The sequence below is a fragment of the Streptomyces sp. NPDC005878 genome (assembly GCF_040629815.1).
Taxonomy (GTDB): domain Bacteria; phylum Actinomycetota; class Actinomycetes; order Streptomycetales; family Streptomycetaceae; genus Streptomyces.
In genome coordinates this window covers 85,713-101,054 of sequence record NZ_JBEXWK010000022.1, presented here as the reverse complement: position 1 = coordinate 101,054, position 15,342 = coordinate 85,713, and the positions used below count along the sequence as shown (strand labels likewise).

Below are 15,342 nucleotides of genomic sequence, written 5' to 3'. Positions count from 1 at the left end.
CGCCCTCCAGTACGGTGGTCCCCGTGTCCCAGCCCCGCACTCCCGAACGACCCGCACGGCGCGGCCGTCTCTTCCGTTTCGTGGCCGCGGCCGTCGTGCTGCTCGCCGTGGCCGGCTATCTGGTGGTGCAGTACCTGAGCGGGGGGCCGGGGGCGCCGAGATGCACGGTGGGGTCGGGGGACGACACCTACCGGCTCAGCCCCGAGCAGGCCGAGAACGCGGCGACGATCTCCGCGGTCGGCACCACGCGCGGGATGCCCGAGCGGGCGGTCACCATCGCGCTGGCCACCGCGCTCCAGGAGTCGGGCCTGCGCAACATCACACACGGCGACCGCGACTCCATCGGGCTCTTCCAGCAGCGGCCCTCGCAGGGCTGGGGCACCGTGCGGGAGATCATGGACCCGGTGTACTCGGCCGGGAAGTTCTACCAGCGTCTGGCCGAGGTGCCCGGCTACTCGCGGCTGCCGCTGACCGTGGCCGCGCAGCGGGTCCAGCGCAGCGGCTTCCCGCAGGCGTACGCCAAGCACGAGCCGGACGCGGCGCTGCTCACGGCCGCGCTGACCGGCCGCAGCCCCGCCTCGCTGACCTGCACCATCGCCAAGGACACCCGCCCGGGCGACCCGGCGCAGGTGCGCGCCGAGCTGACCCGCGCGTTCGGCGCCGGGGTGGTCCCCGACAAGAGCGAGGGGCGCGAGGTGACCGTGCCGGTGCGCACGCCCGCGCGCGCCGGGGCCGACGCCGAGGGCGGCGCCGCGCAGCACGGCTGGGAGCTGGCCCACTGGGCGGTCGCCCACGCCGCGGCCTTCCGGGTGGAGCGGGTGTCGTACGCAGGGCACACCTGGCGCGCGGACGGCTCCCGCAAGGGCTGGCACACCGACGACGCCCGGGCGGACGCGGACGCCACCAGCGGGGACACCGCCGACGCGGCGAACGGCGCGGGCAGTTCCGGCGCGTTCGGCCAGGTCCGAATCCAGCTCACTCCCTAGCGCGCGACAGCCGTTCGGGCGGCCACCCGTACGGGGCACAGACGCCTTTCACGTACACCGTTTCGTACACCCACCCCCGCGCCCTTCCGAAGAATCGTCAATTCCCTTGGGAACACGGGGATGCGACGGTGCTCGGCAGCGGGTCGCCGCAGTTCGTTTGCCCGTTTTTATCCGAACCCGATAATGCGACGCATTACGAACTCTTTACCCGGGCCCTCCGCAACCTGAGCCGCACCCCGAGGAGTTGTCACAGCGTCCGAACGCCGTTCCTCCCGTCTCAAGGAGCATCATGTCCCTCCCCCTGACCCGTCGGATCGCCCGTGCCGCGCTGCTCATCGCGGCGGGTGCAGTTCCCGTGGTCGGCGCGGCCGGCGCGGCGAGCGCCGCCGCGCTTCCGGAGACTGCGAACCTGGGCGGTCTGACCGCCCTCGACGGCGCGAACCTCGGCAACACGGTCGACGGTGCCGCGCAGCAGGCCACCGGCCTGGCGGGCGACGCCGGCAGCAAGGCCGTCAAGCAGGCGGTCCCCGCCGCGGGCAAGACCGTCGGCAAGACCGGGAAGACGGCGACCCCGGCGGCCCAGAAGACGGCGGGCGACGCCGCGGGCAACGCGGGCGACCTGCTGGGCACCACCGCCAAGTCGGCCAGCCTGGACGGCCTCCCGGCCGGCGGCCAGCTGCCCACCCAGGGCCTGCCCTCCACCGACCAGCTGCCGCTCAAGGGCCTGCCCGTCGGCTGAGCCGCACCGCCGCGCCTCCCGCGCGGCCGACGCCGAAGGGGCCCCGGGATCCTGTCCCCGGGGCCCCTTCGCGGTGCCCGTGCTCCGGCGTCCGTACGCCCTAGCCCAGGCGCTTCACGGCCGCCTCGACGCGCTCGTCGGTCGCCGTGAAGGCGACCCGTACGAACCGCGCGCCCGCCTCGCCGTAGAAGTCGCCGGGCGCCACCAGGATGCCGAGCTCGGCGAGGTGGGCCACGGTCTGCCAGCAGCCCTCGTCGCGGGTCGCCCACAGGTAGAGGCTGGCCTCGCTGTGCTCGATGCGGAAGCCGTGCTTGACCAGCGCCTCGCGCAGGGCGGCGCGGCGGGCCGCGTAGCGCGCCCGCTGCTCGTGTACGTGGACGTCGTCGCCCAGCGCCGCCACGGTGGCCGCCTGGACGGGCGCGGCGGTCATCATCCCGCCGTGCTTGCGGATCAGGAGCAGCTCGCCGAGGACGGCCTCGTCGCCCGCGATGAACGCGGCACGGTAGCCGGCCAGGTTGGAGCGCTTGGAGAGCGAGTGGACGGCGACGAGGCCCTCGTACGTACCGCCGCAGACGTCCGGGTGCAGCACCGAGACGGGCTCGGCCTCCCAGCCCAGCTCCAGGTAGCACTCATCGGAGACGACCAGGACGCCGTGCTCGCGCGCCCAGGCGACGATCCGGACCAGCTCCTCCTTGGGCAGGACCCGGCCGGTCGGATTGGACGGCGAGTTCAGCCAGAGGAGCTTGAGCCCGGACGGGTCGAGCGCGGTCGGGTCCTCGTACGCGACGGGCTCCGCGCCGCAGAGCCGGGCGCCCACCTCGTACGTCGGGTACGCCAGGCGCGGGTGGGCGACCTTGTCGCCCGGGCCGAGGCCGAGCTGGGTCGGCAGCCAGGCCACCAGCTCCTTGGACCCGACCACCGGCAGCACGTTGCGGTGGCCGACGCCGACCGCGCCGAGCCGGCGTCCGAGCCATCCGGTGAGCGCGTCACGCAGCTCCGCGGTCCCCCACACCGTCGGATAGCCCGGCGAGTCCGCGGCCCCCGCCAGCGCCTCGCGGATCAGCGCCGGGACGGGGTCGACCGGGGTGCCCACGGACAGGTCCACGATGCCGTCCGGATGGGCCGCGGCCGTCGTCTTGTACGGCTCCAGCTTGTCCCAGGGGAAGACGGGCAGGCGTGCGGAGACTGCGCCCACGGAAGGTGCTCACTTTCTTCTGCAAAATGCCGTGCCGGGCAAACGCCTCGGTCCCGCAGGGCGGAGGACGCCGTACGGGACCGGGCGGACACGCGGTGCGGGTGTCAGTGCTCGCTGTCGGCGTTGATGTCGGCGGGCAGCGCGGCGATGAAGGGGTGGTCGCGCTCGATCAGGCCGAGCTTGGAGGCGCCACCGGGCGAACCGAGCTCGTCGAAGAACTCGACGTTCGCCTTGTAGTAGTCCTTCCACTCCTCCGGGGTGTCGTCCTCGTAGAAGATGGCCTCGACCGGGCAGACCGGCTCACAGGCACCGCAGTCGACACATTCGTCCGGGTGGATGTAGAGGGACCGCTTGCCCTCATAGATGCAGTCGACCGGGCACTCTTCGATGCATGCCTTGTCCTTAAGGTCGACACAAGGCTCCGCAATGACGTAGGTCACGCTGTCGTTCCTCCTCGATAGGGCGCGGCGGGCCGGTCTGCGGCTCCGTCCACGTGGCGCGCGGGAGCGCGGCGTCGTCGATGCCCACACCTAGTATCTCCGTTCCGGGGCGGGATCCGAACAGGAGGGGCGAAGAGAGCTGTGGAGTTCACCACCGGCGGACGGCTGGTCGTCAGAATCACGCCGGAAGATCAGGGCAAACGCGTATCAGTCAGGCACCTGGCGAAGGCGGGGGAACGGGGCGCGAAGTTCACCGACACGGTCGGCGTTCTCACATCGTGGGATGCCGGTGTGCTGTCGATCGTCCGCAGGAACGGGGAGGCGGTCCGCGTCCCGGAGAGCGAGATGGTCGCGGGCAAGGTCATCCCGGCCGAGCCCGCGAGGCGCCGCGGTCCGGCCGCCACCTTCCGGGAGTTGGCGCTGGTCAGCGCACGTGCCTGGCAGCCCGTGGAGAGCGAGGCGCTGGGCGGCTGGACCCTGCGGGCGGCCGGCGGATTCACCCGGCGGGCCAATTCGGTGCTGCCGCTGGGCGAGCCCGGGATGCCGCTGGAGGAGGCCCTCGCGTACGCGCGCGCCTGGTACACCGCCCGTGGCCTTCCCACCTACGTACAGACGTCCACGGGCGCCGAGGGGACCCAGGAGGCGCTCTGTGCCGATCTTGAAAACTTTGGGTGGGTTCGCGAGGTAAGCGCCCAACTGCGGATCGCCGCACTTGCCCCGATCGGGGACCTCGACGCGGACGTCTCCCAGGTCGTCCTCGGCCGTTCCGTCGGGCCCGGCTGGCTCGCCCGCTACCAGCGCGCCGGCACCCCGGGGCCCCAGGTGCGCGCGGTACTGGAGAGCGGCCCCTCCACGTGGTTCGCCGCCGTGGCCGGGGACGGGGAGGTGCCCGCCGCGATCGGCCGGTGCGTGGTCGACGGCCGCTGGGCGGGGTTCATGGCCGTCGAGGTGGACCCGGCGCAGCGCCGCCGGGGACTCGCCACGGCCGTGATGACCGCGCTGGCCCGCCAGGCGCTCTCCGAGGGAGCCTCGGCGGCCTGGCTCCAGGTCGAGGCGGACAATGAGGGGGCCCGGGCCCTCTACGACGCCCAGGGCTTCGCCACCCACCACACCTACCACCACTTCCGGCAGGGCTGAGCGCCCCGGGCGGGCTCCGGGTCCGCGCCGGACTTTCCGATCCCACCAACGGGTACGAGGCGGTTATGGACCCCGAAAGCCCCGGCGCCGAGGACTGGCGGCGGCAGTTCACCGAGGAGGCCCGGTCGGTACGGCCGGACCTGGCGACGCTGTGCCTGCTGATCGGCGCGGTTGCCGATCCCGGCCTCGGCCGGCCCGGCCTGGACGCGGCGCAGATGGAGCTGGACCGGCTGGCCGGCCTGCTCCCCCACGGCGTCACCGGGGCCCGTCCCTGGGCGCTCGCCCTGGCCGAACTGCTCGGCGGCGGCTGCGGCTTCCGCGGCGGCCCGGCCGAGTACCAGCGGCTGGAGTCCTCCCTGCTGCCCCAGGTGCTGCGGCGCCGCCGGGGGCTGCCGATCCTGCTGTCGGTGGTCTGGATGGAGGTGGCGCGCAGGGCCGGCGCCCCGGTGTACGGAGTGGCCCTGCCCGGCCACTTCGTGGTGGGCCTCGGCAGCCCCGAGGAGCGGGTGCTCGCGGATCCGTTCGACGGGGGGCGGCCGCTGACCGGCGCTGATGCGGAACTCCTGGTGGCCGGGGCCACCGGCGCCCCGCTCGACCCGTCGACGATCGCCCCGGCCGACCCCCTGGCGGTCGTGCTGCGCGTCCTCAACAACATCCGTGCCTGGGCCGCGGCCCGCCCGGAGCGCAGCGACGTGGCCCTGTGGGCGCTGGACCTGTCCCTGCTGCTGCCCACGCACCCGGCCCGGCTGCGCTACGACCGGGCCGAGCTCCTGGTCCGGCGCGGCGACTACCTCGCGGGCGCGGCGGAGTTCGAGGATTACGCGGACATCCTGGAGCCGGTGGAGCCGGGCACCGCCGAGACCGTCCGGAGCCGGGCGCGGGCGGCGCGGGCGATGCTGAACTGACGCCCGGCCGGGGTCAGAGCCAGCCCTTCTCGCGGGCGATGCCCACCGCCTCCGCGCGGTTGCGGGCCGCCAGCTTCTGGATGGCCATGGAGAGGTAGTTGCGGACCGTTCCCTGGGAGAGGCAGAGGACGCGGGCGAGTTCGGCGTTGGTGGCGCCGTTCGCCGCCGCGCGCAGGACGTCGCGCTCGCGGTCGGTCAGCGGGTTGGCGCCCTCGGCGAGCGCGGCGGCGGCCAGGGTCGGATCGATCACCCGCTCCCCCGCCAGCACCTTGCGCACCGCCGCCGCGAGCTGGGCGGCCGGGGCGTCCTTCACCAGGAAGGCGGCGGCGCCCGACTCCATCGCGCTGCGCAGATAGCCGGGGCGCCCGAAGGTCGTCAGGATCACGATCCTCAGCTCCGGCAGCTCGCGGTGGAGGAGCGCGGCGGCCTCGATGCCGGTCATCCCGGGCATCTCGATGTCCAGGAGCGCCACATCGGGGGCGCAGGCGCGGGCCGCGTCCAGCACCTCGTCGCCCCGGGCCACCTGGGCGACCACGTCGAAGTCCGGCTCCAGGCCGAGCAGGGCCGCGAGGGCTTCGCGGACCATGGACTGGTCTTCGGCCAGGAGAAGGCGGATCATGCCCGGATTCTAGGCGCCGCCGCGGTGGCGCCCCTCGCCCGGTCGCGGGCCCCGCGCCGACCGGCCGTGCCCGCGCGGCGAAGGAGCCGCACCCGGCTTCCCCCGCGCCCCTAGGGGGTGGCCAGCGGGACCCTCGCCGTCAGCGTGAAACCCCTGCCCTTGTGTGCCGAGGGCTCCAGGGTGCCGTCCACCTCCGACAGCCGTTCCGCCAGGCCCGTCAGGCCGTTGCCGGCGGTGACGGCGCAGGCGCCCCGGCCGTCGTCGGCGACCTTCAGCTCCAGGAAGCGGCCGTCCAGGGTCTGGCACTCCCCGAGGGTGATGGCGCACCAGCGGGCGGCGCTGTGCCGGACCACGTTGGTGACGGCCTCCCGGACCACCCAGGCCAGCGCCTCCCCCGCGCCCGGGGGCAGGCCGGGCGGGAGGTCGGCCGTCACCGGCAGGTCCGCGGCCACCCCCGCCGCCGTCAACGCGGTGCGGGCGCCCGCCAGTTCCCCGGTCAGGGTCGCCCTGCGGTAGCCGGTGACCGCTTCCCGTACGTCCACCAGGGCCTGCCGGCTGACCTGTTCGATGTCGGCGACCTGCTGGGCCGCCTGGTCGGGGCGGTCCGGGAGCATCCGGCCCGCCAGCTCGCTCTTGAGGGTGATCAGGGAGAGCGAGTGGCCCAGCAGGTCGTGCAGGTCGCGGGCGAGGCGCAGCCGCTCCTCGTTGGCCGCGAGCTGGGCCACCGTCGCCCTGGCCTGGCGCAGCTCCACGGTCGTACGGACGAGGTGGCGCACCCCCGTCATGGCGAAGCCGCCGAGCAGGGCCGGGATCGCCAGGCCCGGCACGAAGTCGCCCCAGTCGCCCCGGGTGGTCAGGCCGATGAGGGCCATCACCGCCGTGGCGCCCGGGATCGCCCAGCGGGCGAGCGGCAGCGGCAGCACCGCCCCGCAGCCCACCGACACGTACACGAAGAGCACCAGCCAGGGCGCGTCCAGGGTCAGCGAGGTGGCCACCGCGATGCCGGTGAGGAAGGCCAGCATCGAGGCGACCGTGACGCGCGCGAAGGGACGCGCGGTGTGGCGGAAGACCAGGGCCAGATAGACCCCGACGAACGCCACCAGGGCGAGCCAGCCGAGCGTGGTGGCCCACCCGGTGTGCTCCTCCTTGAGGAGGTCGGTAACCGGGGCGCCGAGGAACGCCAGCCAGATGCCGATCCACAGCAGCTTGCGCAGCGCCTCCTGACGGTTCGTCGGCGGCCGGCCCGGGAGGGGGCCGCGGTCTTCCCTCACGCTCGTCACGCCTTCAGGGTGTCCTTCCGGTACAGCCAGGCCGCGCCGCCCGCGAAGAGCAGGAAGTAGGCGACGAGGACGGCCACGTCCTTGGTGTGCGGGGCGTTGCCCGCCTCGATGGCCTGCCCGAGCGCAGCGTACGCGTGGGTGGGCAGCCAGGTGGCGAGCGACCGCAGCCAGGGCGCGAAGGTCGTGGTGGGCATCCACAGGCCGCCCAGGATGGAGAGGCCGAAGTAGATGATCATCGTCAGGGGGCGGACCGCGTCACCGCTGGCGAGGTAGCCGATGGCCACGCCGAGGGCGGCGAAGCAGAGCGAGCCCGCCCAGATGGCGCCGGTCAGCGCCAGCCACTGCCAGGCCGCGAACCGTACGTCCTTGACGGTGGCGGCCACCAGGAAGACCACCAGGATGCACGGCAGGGTGACCACCGCGGCGCTCGCGATCTTCGCCAGGACGTAGCCGCGGCCGGGCAGCGCGGTCAGCCGCAGCTGGCGCACCCAGCCCTTCTCGCGCTCCTTGGCGATCTTCTCGCTGTTGCCCATCAGGACGGCGGTGATCGCGCCGAACGAGGCCATGGAGACCATGAAGAAGGCGGGGAAGGTCAGACCGGTGTCACCGATCGTGTCCGTGGTGCTCTGCGAGCCGGAGATCAGCAGGTACAGCGCGGACGGGTACATGACCGAGAAGAACATGAACTTCTTGTTCCGCAGGGTGCGGGCGATCTCGAGCTTGATCAGGGTGTTCACGCGGTCCTGGCCTCCTCGGCCTCGGTGATGGCGACGAAGGCCTGCTCCAGGCCGAGGCCCGCGACTTCGAGGTTGCGGGGGTACAGACCGAGCCCGTACACCGCGTGGACGGTGGCGTCGGCGTCGGTCGACTGGAGGCGGACCGTACGGCCGGAGACGTCCAGGCCCGCCAGGAACGGCAGTCCGCGCAGGAGCGCCTCGTCGATCGCGCCCTCCAGGTCGAAGGCGATCCGGCGGGCACCGGCCCTCGCCTTGATCTCGGATGCGGTCCCGTCGGCGAGGAGGCGGCCCTTGTGGAGCACCAGGACGCGGTCGGCGATCGCGTCCGCCTCCTCCAGGTAGTGGGTGGCGAACAGGACCGTACGGCCCTGCTGCGCCTGCTCGCGCATGGTCGCCCAGAACGCCTGGCGGGCGGTGACGTCCATGCCCGTGGTCGGCTCGTCCAGGACGATCAGGTCGTTGGCGCCGGCGGTGGCGAGCGCGAAGCGCACGCGCTGCTCCTGGCCGCCGGAGAGCTTGTTGACCATCCGGTCGGCGATCTGCGTGACGCCGGCCCGGTCCAGGACCTCCTCGACCGGGTGCGGCCGCGGGTGCAGGGCGCAGGCGAGCCGCACCAGTTCGCGGACCCTGACCTCCTCCATCAGACCGCCGCTCTGGAGCATCGCGCCGACCCGGCCGTCCTTGATGGCCTGCTCGGGCGTGGTGCCGAACAGGCGCACCGCGCCCGTGTCGGCCTTGCGCAGTCCGAGCAGCAGGTCGAGCGTGGAGGACTTGCCGGCGCCGTTCGGCCCCAGGAGCGCGACCGTCTCGCCGGGGTGCAGCTCCAGGGAGAGGTCCGCGACGGCGCGGACGTCCCCGTAGCTCTTGCTCACGCGCTCGAAGCTCACCACGGACGTGGTGGTGGAGGTGGTGGTGGTCATGCCCCAAGGTTCGCCCGCGGGGCCGGCCGGGGGGCAGTGCCGGGTGTCGTGACTGTCGGATGACAGATGTCATGCGGACGGCATGACACGGCCCCCGGACGCCGGGGCGTACGGGGGCCGGGGGCGGACCGCGGGTCAGCTCGGGTTCAGGTCGATCGTCACGATTCGCTGCGCGGGGGTCTTGCCGCGCAGCGCGCTCTGCATCGCCTTGGCCACGTCGTCCGAGGTCAGCTGGTGCTTCTGGCCGTCACCCTTCATGATCATCACGCCGTTGAAGGCGCTGCCCATGAGCTGGTCGATGGCCTTCTTGTCGTAGACCTCGACGAGCTTCCCCTCGATCGGCTTCATGGAGAGGATCTTCGGGAGCGACTTCACCGGACCGAAGTCGATCTTCTTGCCGCCCGCCTTGATGGTGATCAGTCCCGACATCGCGGGCTTGGCGAACTCGTTCATCGCCCGGTCGATCTCGGCCTGGGTGACGGTCGGGCGGCGTCCGGTGACCGGCAGCCGTACCTCGTTGGGCCTGCCCGTCTGGACCTGCGCCCGGTACGCGTCCTTGACCGCGATCATCGAGCGGGCGACGTCGAGGCTCTTGCCCGCCCTGCCCGGTACGGCCACGGCCTTGCCGGGGACGAACTTGATCGTGCCCTCGACCGCCGAGCCCGAGGCGCCCGCGAGGTCGGTGAGCGCGACGCCCAGCTTCTCCTCGTCGACCGGGATGACCGGTTCGGCGACCCGCTTGCCGCCGAAGAGCGAGGAGATGACGGAGACGGGGTTGTAGTCGCTGCCCGCCGCGTTGCGCACGGTCGTCTGGCTGTCCAGGGACAGGCCCGCCTTGTCCGGGGCGAGCGTCTCCTTCTTGCCGTCGACGGTGAGCCGCAGCGGCTGGGCCGCGCGCTTGCCGAGCGTGGCGTCGAGCTTGGCGACCGCCTGCTCCTTGCTGCCGCCGCCGATGTCGACACCGAGGACCGTGGTGCCCTTGGGGACCTCGGAGTGGTTGAGCAGCAGGCCCGCGCCGTACGCGACGACCGCGGCGCCGACCGCCGCCACCGCGAGCAGGACCAGCTTGGAGCGGCCCTTCTTCTTGGCGGGCGGCGTGCTCGTACGGGCCGGGGCGGGCGGCTCCTGGACCGGGCGCGGCCCGTCCGGCGCCGGCGTCCCCGGACCGAGGTCGGGACCCGCGCCCGCGCCGGGCGGGAACGAGGAACGGTTCTCCTCGGACACGACGGGGATCCCACTGGTCAGCGTGTCCCCGGAGACGTGGCCCGCCGGCGGGGGCGCGCCGACGCCCCGGGCACCCGGCACCGGGGCCGGGGTCTGCGGGGTCAGGATCGCGGTGTCGTCGGACAGCTGCGGCACCGGCGCGACCGGGCCGGGCCGCACGCCGGGCGGGCCCACGACCGGCGTGCCGTGGCTGGGCGTACCGCCGGGGCCGGGCGCGCCCGGGAACGGGGTGCCGTGACTCGGCGTGCCGTGACCCGGCGTTCCGGGGCCGGGGCCCTGGGCGCCCGGCGCGCCGCCGAGGCGCTGCTGGCCCTTGCGGGGGCCGACCGGGCGGGTGGGCAGCGCGGAGGTGCCGGTGACGGGGCCGGTGGTGGGTCCGGCGGGGCCGCCGTTCCCGCCGAGGGAGGCGCGGCCGGAGCCGTTGGCCGAGGCGGGACCGGGGCGGAAGCCGCCGGTGGCGTCGGGTCCGCCGGAGGCGAAGCCGTGGTCCTCGGCGCCGCCGGGTCCGCCGGGTCCGGCCGGGCCGGAGGCGAAGCCGCGGCCGTCGCCGCCGCCCGCGTTCGCGAACGGGTCGCCTTCGCCGTCGTTCCCCGGGCGCGCGAAGGAGCCCGTGGCCGAGCCGTCGGCGGGCGCGGCCTGCGGGCCGTCCGAGAAGTACGGGAGGTCCGCGCGCGGGGTGCCGGCGGGCGGGGTCGCGCCGGAGCCCGCCTTGCGGGGCGCGAACCAGTCGCTGGTCTTCTCCTCGGCCGCGGCGGCGGGCGACGCCTCCTCGGTCTCCTCGGCGGCGGCTCTCTCCCGCTCGCTCCGGGCGGCGGACGCCTTGTCGGCCTCGCTCACCGGCGTTCTCATCACGACCGGCGGGATGGGCCGGGACCCGGGGATGTTGATCCGGATACGCGTCGTCAGCGTGGTCTCGGTCTTCGGCTCGTCCGGCTGGGCGGCGGCTTCCGGGGCGTCGTGCGCCGGAGAGTGCGGCGTTCCGTACGGCGGGGTACCCGACGGGTACGCGGCTCCGCCGCGCCCCTGGGGGCCGGAGGTCGAACTGTCAGTTTCACGACTCAAGGCAGGTTCTCTCCCGATCGGCTCCGCCACCCGCTCTTGTCTCGTGTGCCTGTGCGCGGACGGCTCGGCGGCGCGCACCACCATACTGGCCGCCGTCGGTACGCACCGGTCGGCCCGGGCAAGCGGGGCGCCACGACCTGTACTGCGCCGCCGGAGCCGCGCACGTCACTGGCCCGTTCGCACCGAATCCCCGGGCGGCCGGACGAGGTTGCCGACCGTGGCACAGATCACAGCCGCGGCCATCCCGCCGAGCAGGAAGACATACGAGCCGAGCCCCGCGCCGAAGACGAAGTCGCCCTCGGGCCGGGTGGCCGTCAGGAACAGCACCGCGACCAGCCAGCCGGCGCCCGCCGAACCGACCCCGGCGCGGCTGCCCGTCAGGGCGGTACCGGTCCAGAAGAGTCCGGCGGCGGCGGCCAGCGACAGCAGCAACCCGCCGGGGAACCAGGCGGCTTGGAGGAGTGCCCCCGCGGCCCCGGTGAGCGCGCCGAGCACGAACAGGCCCAGGAAGGCGGCGATCCGCCCGGGGCGGGCGCCCGCCGGACGGGAGTTGACCGACGGAGGGGACGTACGGGACGTAGCGCTCATCACACGCCCAGCCCGGCGAAGAGGTCGTGCTCGCGTTCGCCGGCGGGGGCACCGGACTCGCCGTCCACCAACTCGTAGTACTCGACGGTGAAGAGCGGCTGGGCCAAGTCGTTGGAGAGCGCGAAGAACGGGCCGTCCACGGCGATCTGGGTCGCGTGCGCGCGCATCGCGGCGGCCTTGGCCTCCGCGTGGGCGGCGCCGTCGATCTCGGCGGTGATCCGCCCGTCCTCGACCACGCCCGGGATGTCGGACACGTCGGCGACGCCGGGGAAGGAGGCCCCGGACTCCCGCAGCCGAGCGAAGCCGGCCTCGGCCACCGAGCGCGGCACCCGGTTCCAGTAGGTCTTGGCGATGGTGTGCGGCTCGCCCAGGTCGGGGCGGTGGGCGGGGTCGGCGGCGAGCTCGGCGGCGCGCGTCGCGACCCGGTGGGCCTGGATGTGGTCGGGGTGGCCGTAGCCGCCGTCCGGGTCGTAGGCCACCAGGACCTGGGGGCGGACCTCGCGGATCACCTCGACCAGGTGGGGGGCGGCGTCGTCGACGTCGGTGCTCCAGAAGGCGCCGGGGCGGTGGTTCTGCTCCAGGCCCATCATCCCGGAGTCGCGGAAACGGCCGGGGCCGCCGAGGAAGCGGTGGTCGGTGACCCCCAGCTCCTTCATGGCGGCCGCGAGTTCCTGGACGCGGTGGGCGCCGAGGCGGTCCTCCCGGTCGGCGGTCAGGTGCGCGAGGTCGGCCGGGATGACCTCGCCCTCCTCGCCGAGGGTGCAGGTCACCAGCGTGACCAGCGCGCCTTCGGCGGCGTAGCGGGCCATGGTGGCGCCGTTGTTGATCGACTCGTCGTCGGGGTGGGCGTGCACCAGGAGCAGCCGCCGGGCGGGGAGATCCGTCATACGGGACAGCCTACGAGGCATGCCGCACGGCGGCATGCCTCGGATCCCCCGGCCGCGCCGGGCGGCGGCGACGCCCTCAGAACTTGATGTCGCTGATCATGCCCGCGACGTTGTTGCTGAGGTCGTTGATGGTGGGCGCCATGGACGAACTGGCGAGGTAGAACCCGAGCAAGGTGCAGACCACCGCGTGTCCGGCCTTCAGTCCGGACTTCCTGACCAGCAGGAAGACGATGATCGCCAGCAGCACCACCGCCGAAATCGAGAGTGCCACGGCGGTTCACCTCCATCTGTCGGTCGGGCAGAGCCAGTCGGTCGGGCAAAACAGCGAGCCCGGGGGCATGCAGATGTCATACCCACCCCCCACTATGGATCATAACTATCCGGCGGAACGCATTGATCGGTGCACGGGCGCACAAGGGGCGCACACCCCCCACGTACGAGCAGGTGCGAGCGGGTGCCGCTAGGTTCGCCCCATGACCTCAATTGCCCCCGGAACGACCTCGTTTCCCCGTCAGTACGCCAGGACCCAGCGCTTCACGCTCGGTGCGCCCCGCGCCTTCACGGTGGCCCCGGACGGCAGCCGGGTGGCCTTTCTGCGGGCTCCTGGGGGTACGGATCCGGCCAACAGCCTCTGGGTGCTCGATCTGGAGGGCGGCGCGCGCGAACGGCTCGCGGCCGACCCCCGCGCGCTCCTGGGCGGAGCCTCGGAGGAGCTGTCGGACGAGGAGCGGGCGCGGCGCGAGCGCAGCCGCGAGGGCGCGGCGGGCATCGTGGGGTACGCGACGGACGCGGCCGTGGAGCTGGCCGCCTTCACCCTCTCGGGGCGCCTCTTCACGGCCGAGCTGCGCGCCGGGACCACCCGGGAACTGCCCGTTCCCGGGCCGGTGATCGACCCGAGGCCCTCGCCCGACGGCCGGCTCGTCGCCTATGTGGCGCGGGGCGTCCTGCGGGTCACCGGGGCCGGCGGCGAGGGCGACCGGGCGCTCGCGGAGCCGGAGGCGCCCGAGGTCACCTATGGGCTGGCGGAGTTCATCGCGGCCGAGGAGATGGACCGCGCCCGGGGCTTCTGGTGGTCGCCGGGGTCGGACGCGCTCCTGGTGGCGCGGGCCGACGAGAGCCCGGTGCGGCGCTGGTGGATCTCCGACCCGGCCAACCCCGACCGCGAGCCGCAGCGGGTCGCCTACCCGGCCGCGGGCACGCCCAACGCCGAGGTGCGGCTGTTCCGGTACGGGCTCGACGGGACCCGGACCGAGATCGTCTGGGACCGGACGCGCTATCCGTACCTGGCCCGGGTGCACTGGTCGGCGGCGGGCGCCCCGCTGCTTCTGGTGCAGGCCCGGGACCAGCGCGTCCAGCTGCACCTGGCCGTGGACACCGCCTCGGGGACGACCCGGACGGTCCACGCGGACGAGGACGCGGTGTGGCTGGATCTGTTCCCCGGCGTTCCGGCCTGGGCGCCGGACGGCCGGCTGGTGCGGATCGCGGACGAGGGCGGGGCGCGCGTCCTGGCGGTGGGTGACCGTCCGCTGACCGGGGAGCAGGTGCAGATCCGGGCCGTGCTCGACATCGGGGACGACGACATCCTGGTCTCGGCGTCGGCCGGGGAGGCGGCCCGTGCACCCGAAACCGGGGAGATCCATGTGTACCGGGTCAACGAGCTGGGTATCGAGCGGGTTTCGGAGGGCGCCGGGGTGCACTCGGCGGTCCGGGGCGGACCGGTGACGGTACTCACTTCGGCCCGTCCGGACAGCCCGGGCACCACGGTCCGGGTGGAGCGGGACGGCAAGACGGTCGCGGTGGTCGACTCGTACGCCGAGACCCCGGTGCTCACGGCCCGGGTGCGGCTGACCGAGGGGGGCGCGCGGCGCATCCCGTGCGCCGTACTGCTCCCCACCGATTACTCGGAATCGGACGGTCCCCTTCCTGTGCTGATGGATCCGTACGGCGGGCCCCACGGCCCCCGCGTCCACGCCGCGCACAACGCCCATCTCACCTCGCAGTGGTTCGCGGACCAGGGCTTCGCGGTGGTCGTGGCCGACGGCCGCGGCGCCCCCGGCCGCTCACCCGGCTGGGAGAAGGCGATCCGGGACGACTTCACCCTCACCCTCGACGACCAGATCGAGGCGCTGCACGGCCTCGCGGGCGCCTTCCCGCTGGATCTGGGACGGGTGGCGATGCGCGGCTGGTCCTACGGCGGCTACCTCTCGGCGCTGGCGGTGCTGCGCCGCCCCGACGTCTTCCACGCGGGCATCGCGGGCGCCCCGGTGACCGACTGGCGGCTCTACGACACCCACTACACCGAGCGCTATCTGGGCGACCCGCAGGGCAGCCCTTCGGTCTACGAGGCGAACTCGCTGGTCAGCGACGCCGGTCTGGTCCAGCCGGCCGAGCAGCACCGGCCGTTGATGATCATCCACGGTCTGGCGGACGACAACGTGGTGGCCGCCCACACCCTGCGGCTCTCCTCGGCCCTGCTCGCGGCGGGCCGCCCCCATGAGGTGCTGCCCCTGACGGGCGTGACCCATATGACCCCGCAGGAACAGGTGGCGGAGAACCTGCTGCTGCTCCAGGTGGACTTCCTGAGGCGCTCGCTGGGCATCTGACGCCCCGCTCCCCGCCGCCC

General features: G+C 73.8%; 15 protein-coding genes. 5 read left to right on the top strand and 10 right to left on the bottom strand.

The genetic code is table 11. The features are described 5' to 3' along the window. Positions 1-23: 23 nt before the first annotated feature. Together ABZ404_RS27685 and ABZ404_RS27680 are read left to right on the top strand one after the other, a co-directional pair. Entirely contained in the window at positions 24-986 is a 963-nt protein-coding gene (locus tag ABZ404_RS27685; protein WP_358834782.1) for a hypothetical protein, read from the top strand. A gap of 289 nt (positions 987-1,275) precedes the next feature. Then, positions 1,276-1,725 carry an ATP-binding protein gene (locus ABZ404_RS27680; protein WP_358834781.1) on the top strand — a complete coding sequence of 150 codons (450 nt, stop codon included), beginning with the start codon at positions 1,276-1,278 and terminating at the stop codon, positions 1,723-1,725. Positions 1,726-1,825: 100 nt separating this feature from the next. Here the strand turns inward: ABZ404_RS27680 and dapC are convergent, their stop codons facing one another. Further along, positions 1,826-2,920, bottom strand: a complete 1,095-nt coding sequence (gene dapC, locus ABZ404_RS27675) for a succinyldiaminopimelate transaminase (protein ID WP_358834780.1) — start codon at positions 2,918-2,920, stop codon at positions 1,826-1,828. A gap of 104 nt (positions 2,921-3,024) precedes the next feature. Next, positions 3,025-3,360, bottom strand: coding sequence for a ferredoxin (fdxA, locus tag ABZ404_RS27670; protein ID WP_067163693.1), 336 nt, complete (start codon positions 3,358-3,360; stop codon positions 3,025-3,027). A 141-nt stretch (positions 3,361-3,501) separates the two neighbouring features. On the opposite strand from fdxA, the gene ABZ404_RS27665 reads away from it, so the two are divergent. Together ABZ404_RS27665 and ABZ404_RS27660 are read left to right on the top strand one after the other, a co-directional pair. After that, entirely contained in the window at positions 3,502-4,497 is a 996-nt protein-coding gene (locus tag ABZ404_RS27665; protein ID WP_358834779.1) for a GNAT family N-acetyltransferase, read from the top strand. 65 nt (positions 4,498-4,562) lie between these two features. Beyond that, positions 4,563-5,402 carry a transglutaminase-like domain-containing protein gene (locus ABZ404_RS27660; RefSeq protein WP_358834778.1) on the top strand — a complete coding sequence of 280 codons (840 nt, stop codon included), beginning with the start codon at positions 4,563-4,565 and terminating at the stop codon, positions 5,400-5,402. A gap of 13 nt (positions 5,403-5,415) precedes the next feature. Here ABZ404_RS27660 and ABZ404_RS27655 read toward each other — a convergent pair whose 3' ends face one another. The 8 genes from ABZ404_RS27655 to ABZ404_RS27620 form a co-directional block, all read right to left on the bottom strand. After that, complete coding sequence (locus ABZ404_RS27655) at positions 5,416-6,021, bottom strand: response regulator transcription factor (RefSeq protein ID WP_358834777.1); 606 nt, start codon at positions 6,019-6,021, stop codon at positions 5,416-5,418. A gap of 110 nt (positions 6,022-6,131) precedes the next feature. Then, the gene (locus ABZ404_RS27650) at positions 6,132-7,292 is read right to left on the bottom strand and encodes a sensor histidine kinase (RefSeq protein ID WP_358834791.1); all 1,161 of its coding nucleotides are present in this window, start codon (positions 7,290-7,292) and stop codon (positions 6,132-6,134) included. 5 nt (positions 7,293-7,297) lie between these two features. After that, positions 7,298-8,038 (bottom strand): ABC transporter permease, encoded by a 741-nt coding sequence (locus tag ABZ404_RS27645; protein ID WP_358834776.1) that lies wholly within the window; start codon positions 8,036-8,038, stop codon positions 7,298-7,300. Further along, positions 8,035-8,958, bottom strand: coding sequence for an ABC transporter ATP-binding protein (locus tag ABZ404_RS27640; RefSeq protein WP_358834775.1), 924 nt, complete (start codon positions 8,956-8,958; stop codon positions 8,035-8,037). Before ABZ404_RS27640 ends, ABZ404_RS27645 begins: the two co-directional genes overlap by 4 nt. A 135-nt stretch (positions 8,959-9,093) precedes the next feature. Beyond that, a complete protein-coding gene (locus ABZ404_RS27635; protein ID WP_358991008.1) occupies positions 9,094-11,244 on the bottom strand; it encodes a hypothetical protein in 2,151 nt (716 codons plus the stop codon). A 165-nt stretch (positions 11,245-11,409) separates the two neighbouring features. Continuing rightward, positions 11,410-11,832, bottom strand: a complete 423-nt coding sequence (locus tag ABZ404_RS27630) for a DUF6113 family protein (protein WP_358837334.1) — start codon at positions 11,830-11,832, stop codon at positions 11,410-11,412. After that, positions 11,832-12,719, bottom strand: a complete 888-nt coding sequence (mshB, locus tag ABZ404_RS27625) for an N-acetyl-1-D-myo-inositol-2-amino-2-deoxy-alpha-D-glucopyranoside deacetylase (RefSeq protein WP_358837333.1) — start codon at positions 12,717-12,719, stop codon at positions 11,832-11,834. The genes ABZ404_RS27630 and mshB overlap by 1 nt, the downstream gene beginning before the upstream one ends. A gap of 76 nt (positions 12,720-12,795) precedes the next feature. Beyond that, positions 12,796-12,990, bottom strand: coding sequence for a hypothetical protein (locus tag ABZ404_RS27620; protein WP_101389912.1), 195 nt, complete (start codon positions 12,988-12,990; stop codon positions 12,796-12,798). A 202-nt stretch (positions 12,991-13,192) separates the two neighbouring features. On the opposite strand from ABZ404_RS27620, the gene ABZ404_RS27615 reads away from it, so the two are divergent. Continuing rightward, positions 13,193-15,322: a prolyl oligopeptidase family serine peptidase gene (locus tag ABZ404_RS27615; protein WP_358837332.1), complete on the top strand. Its 2,130-nt coding sequence runs from the start codon at positions 13,193-13,195 to the stop codon at positions 15,320-15,322. Positions 15,323-15,342: the final 20 nt, after the last annotated feature.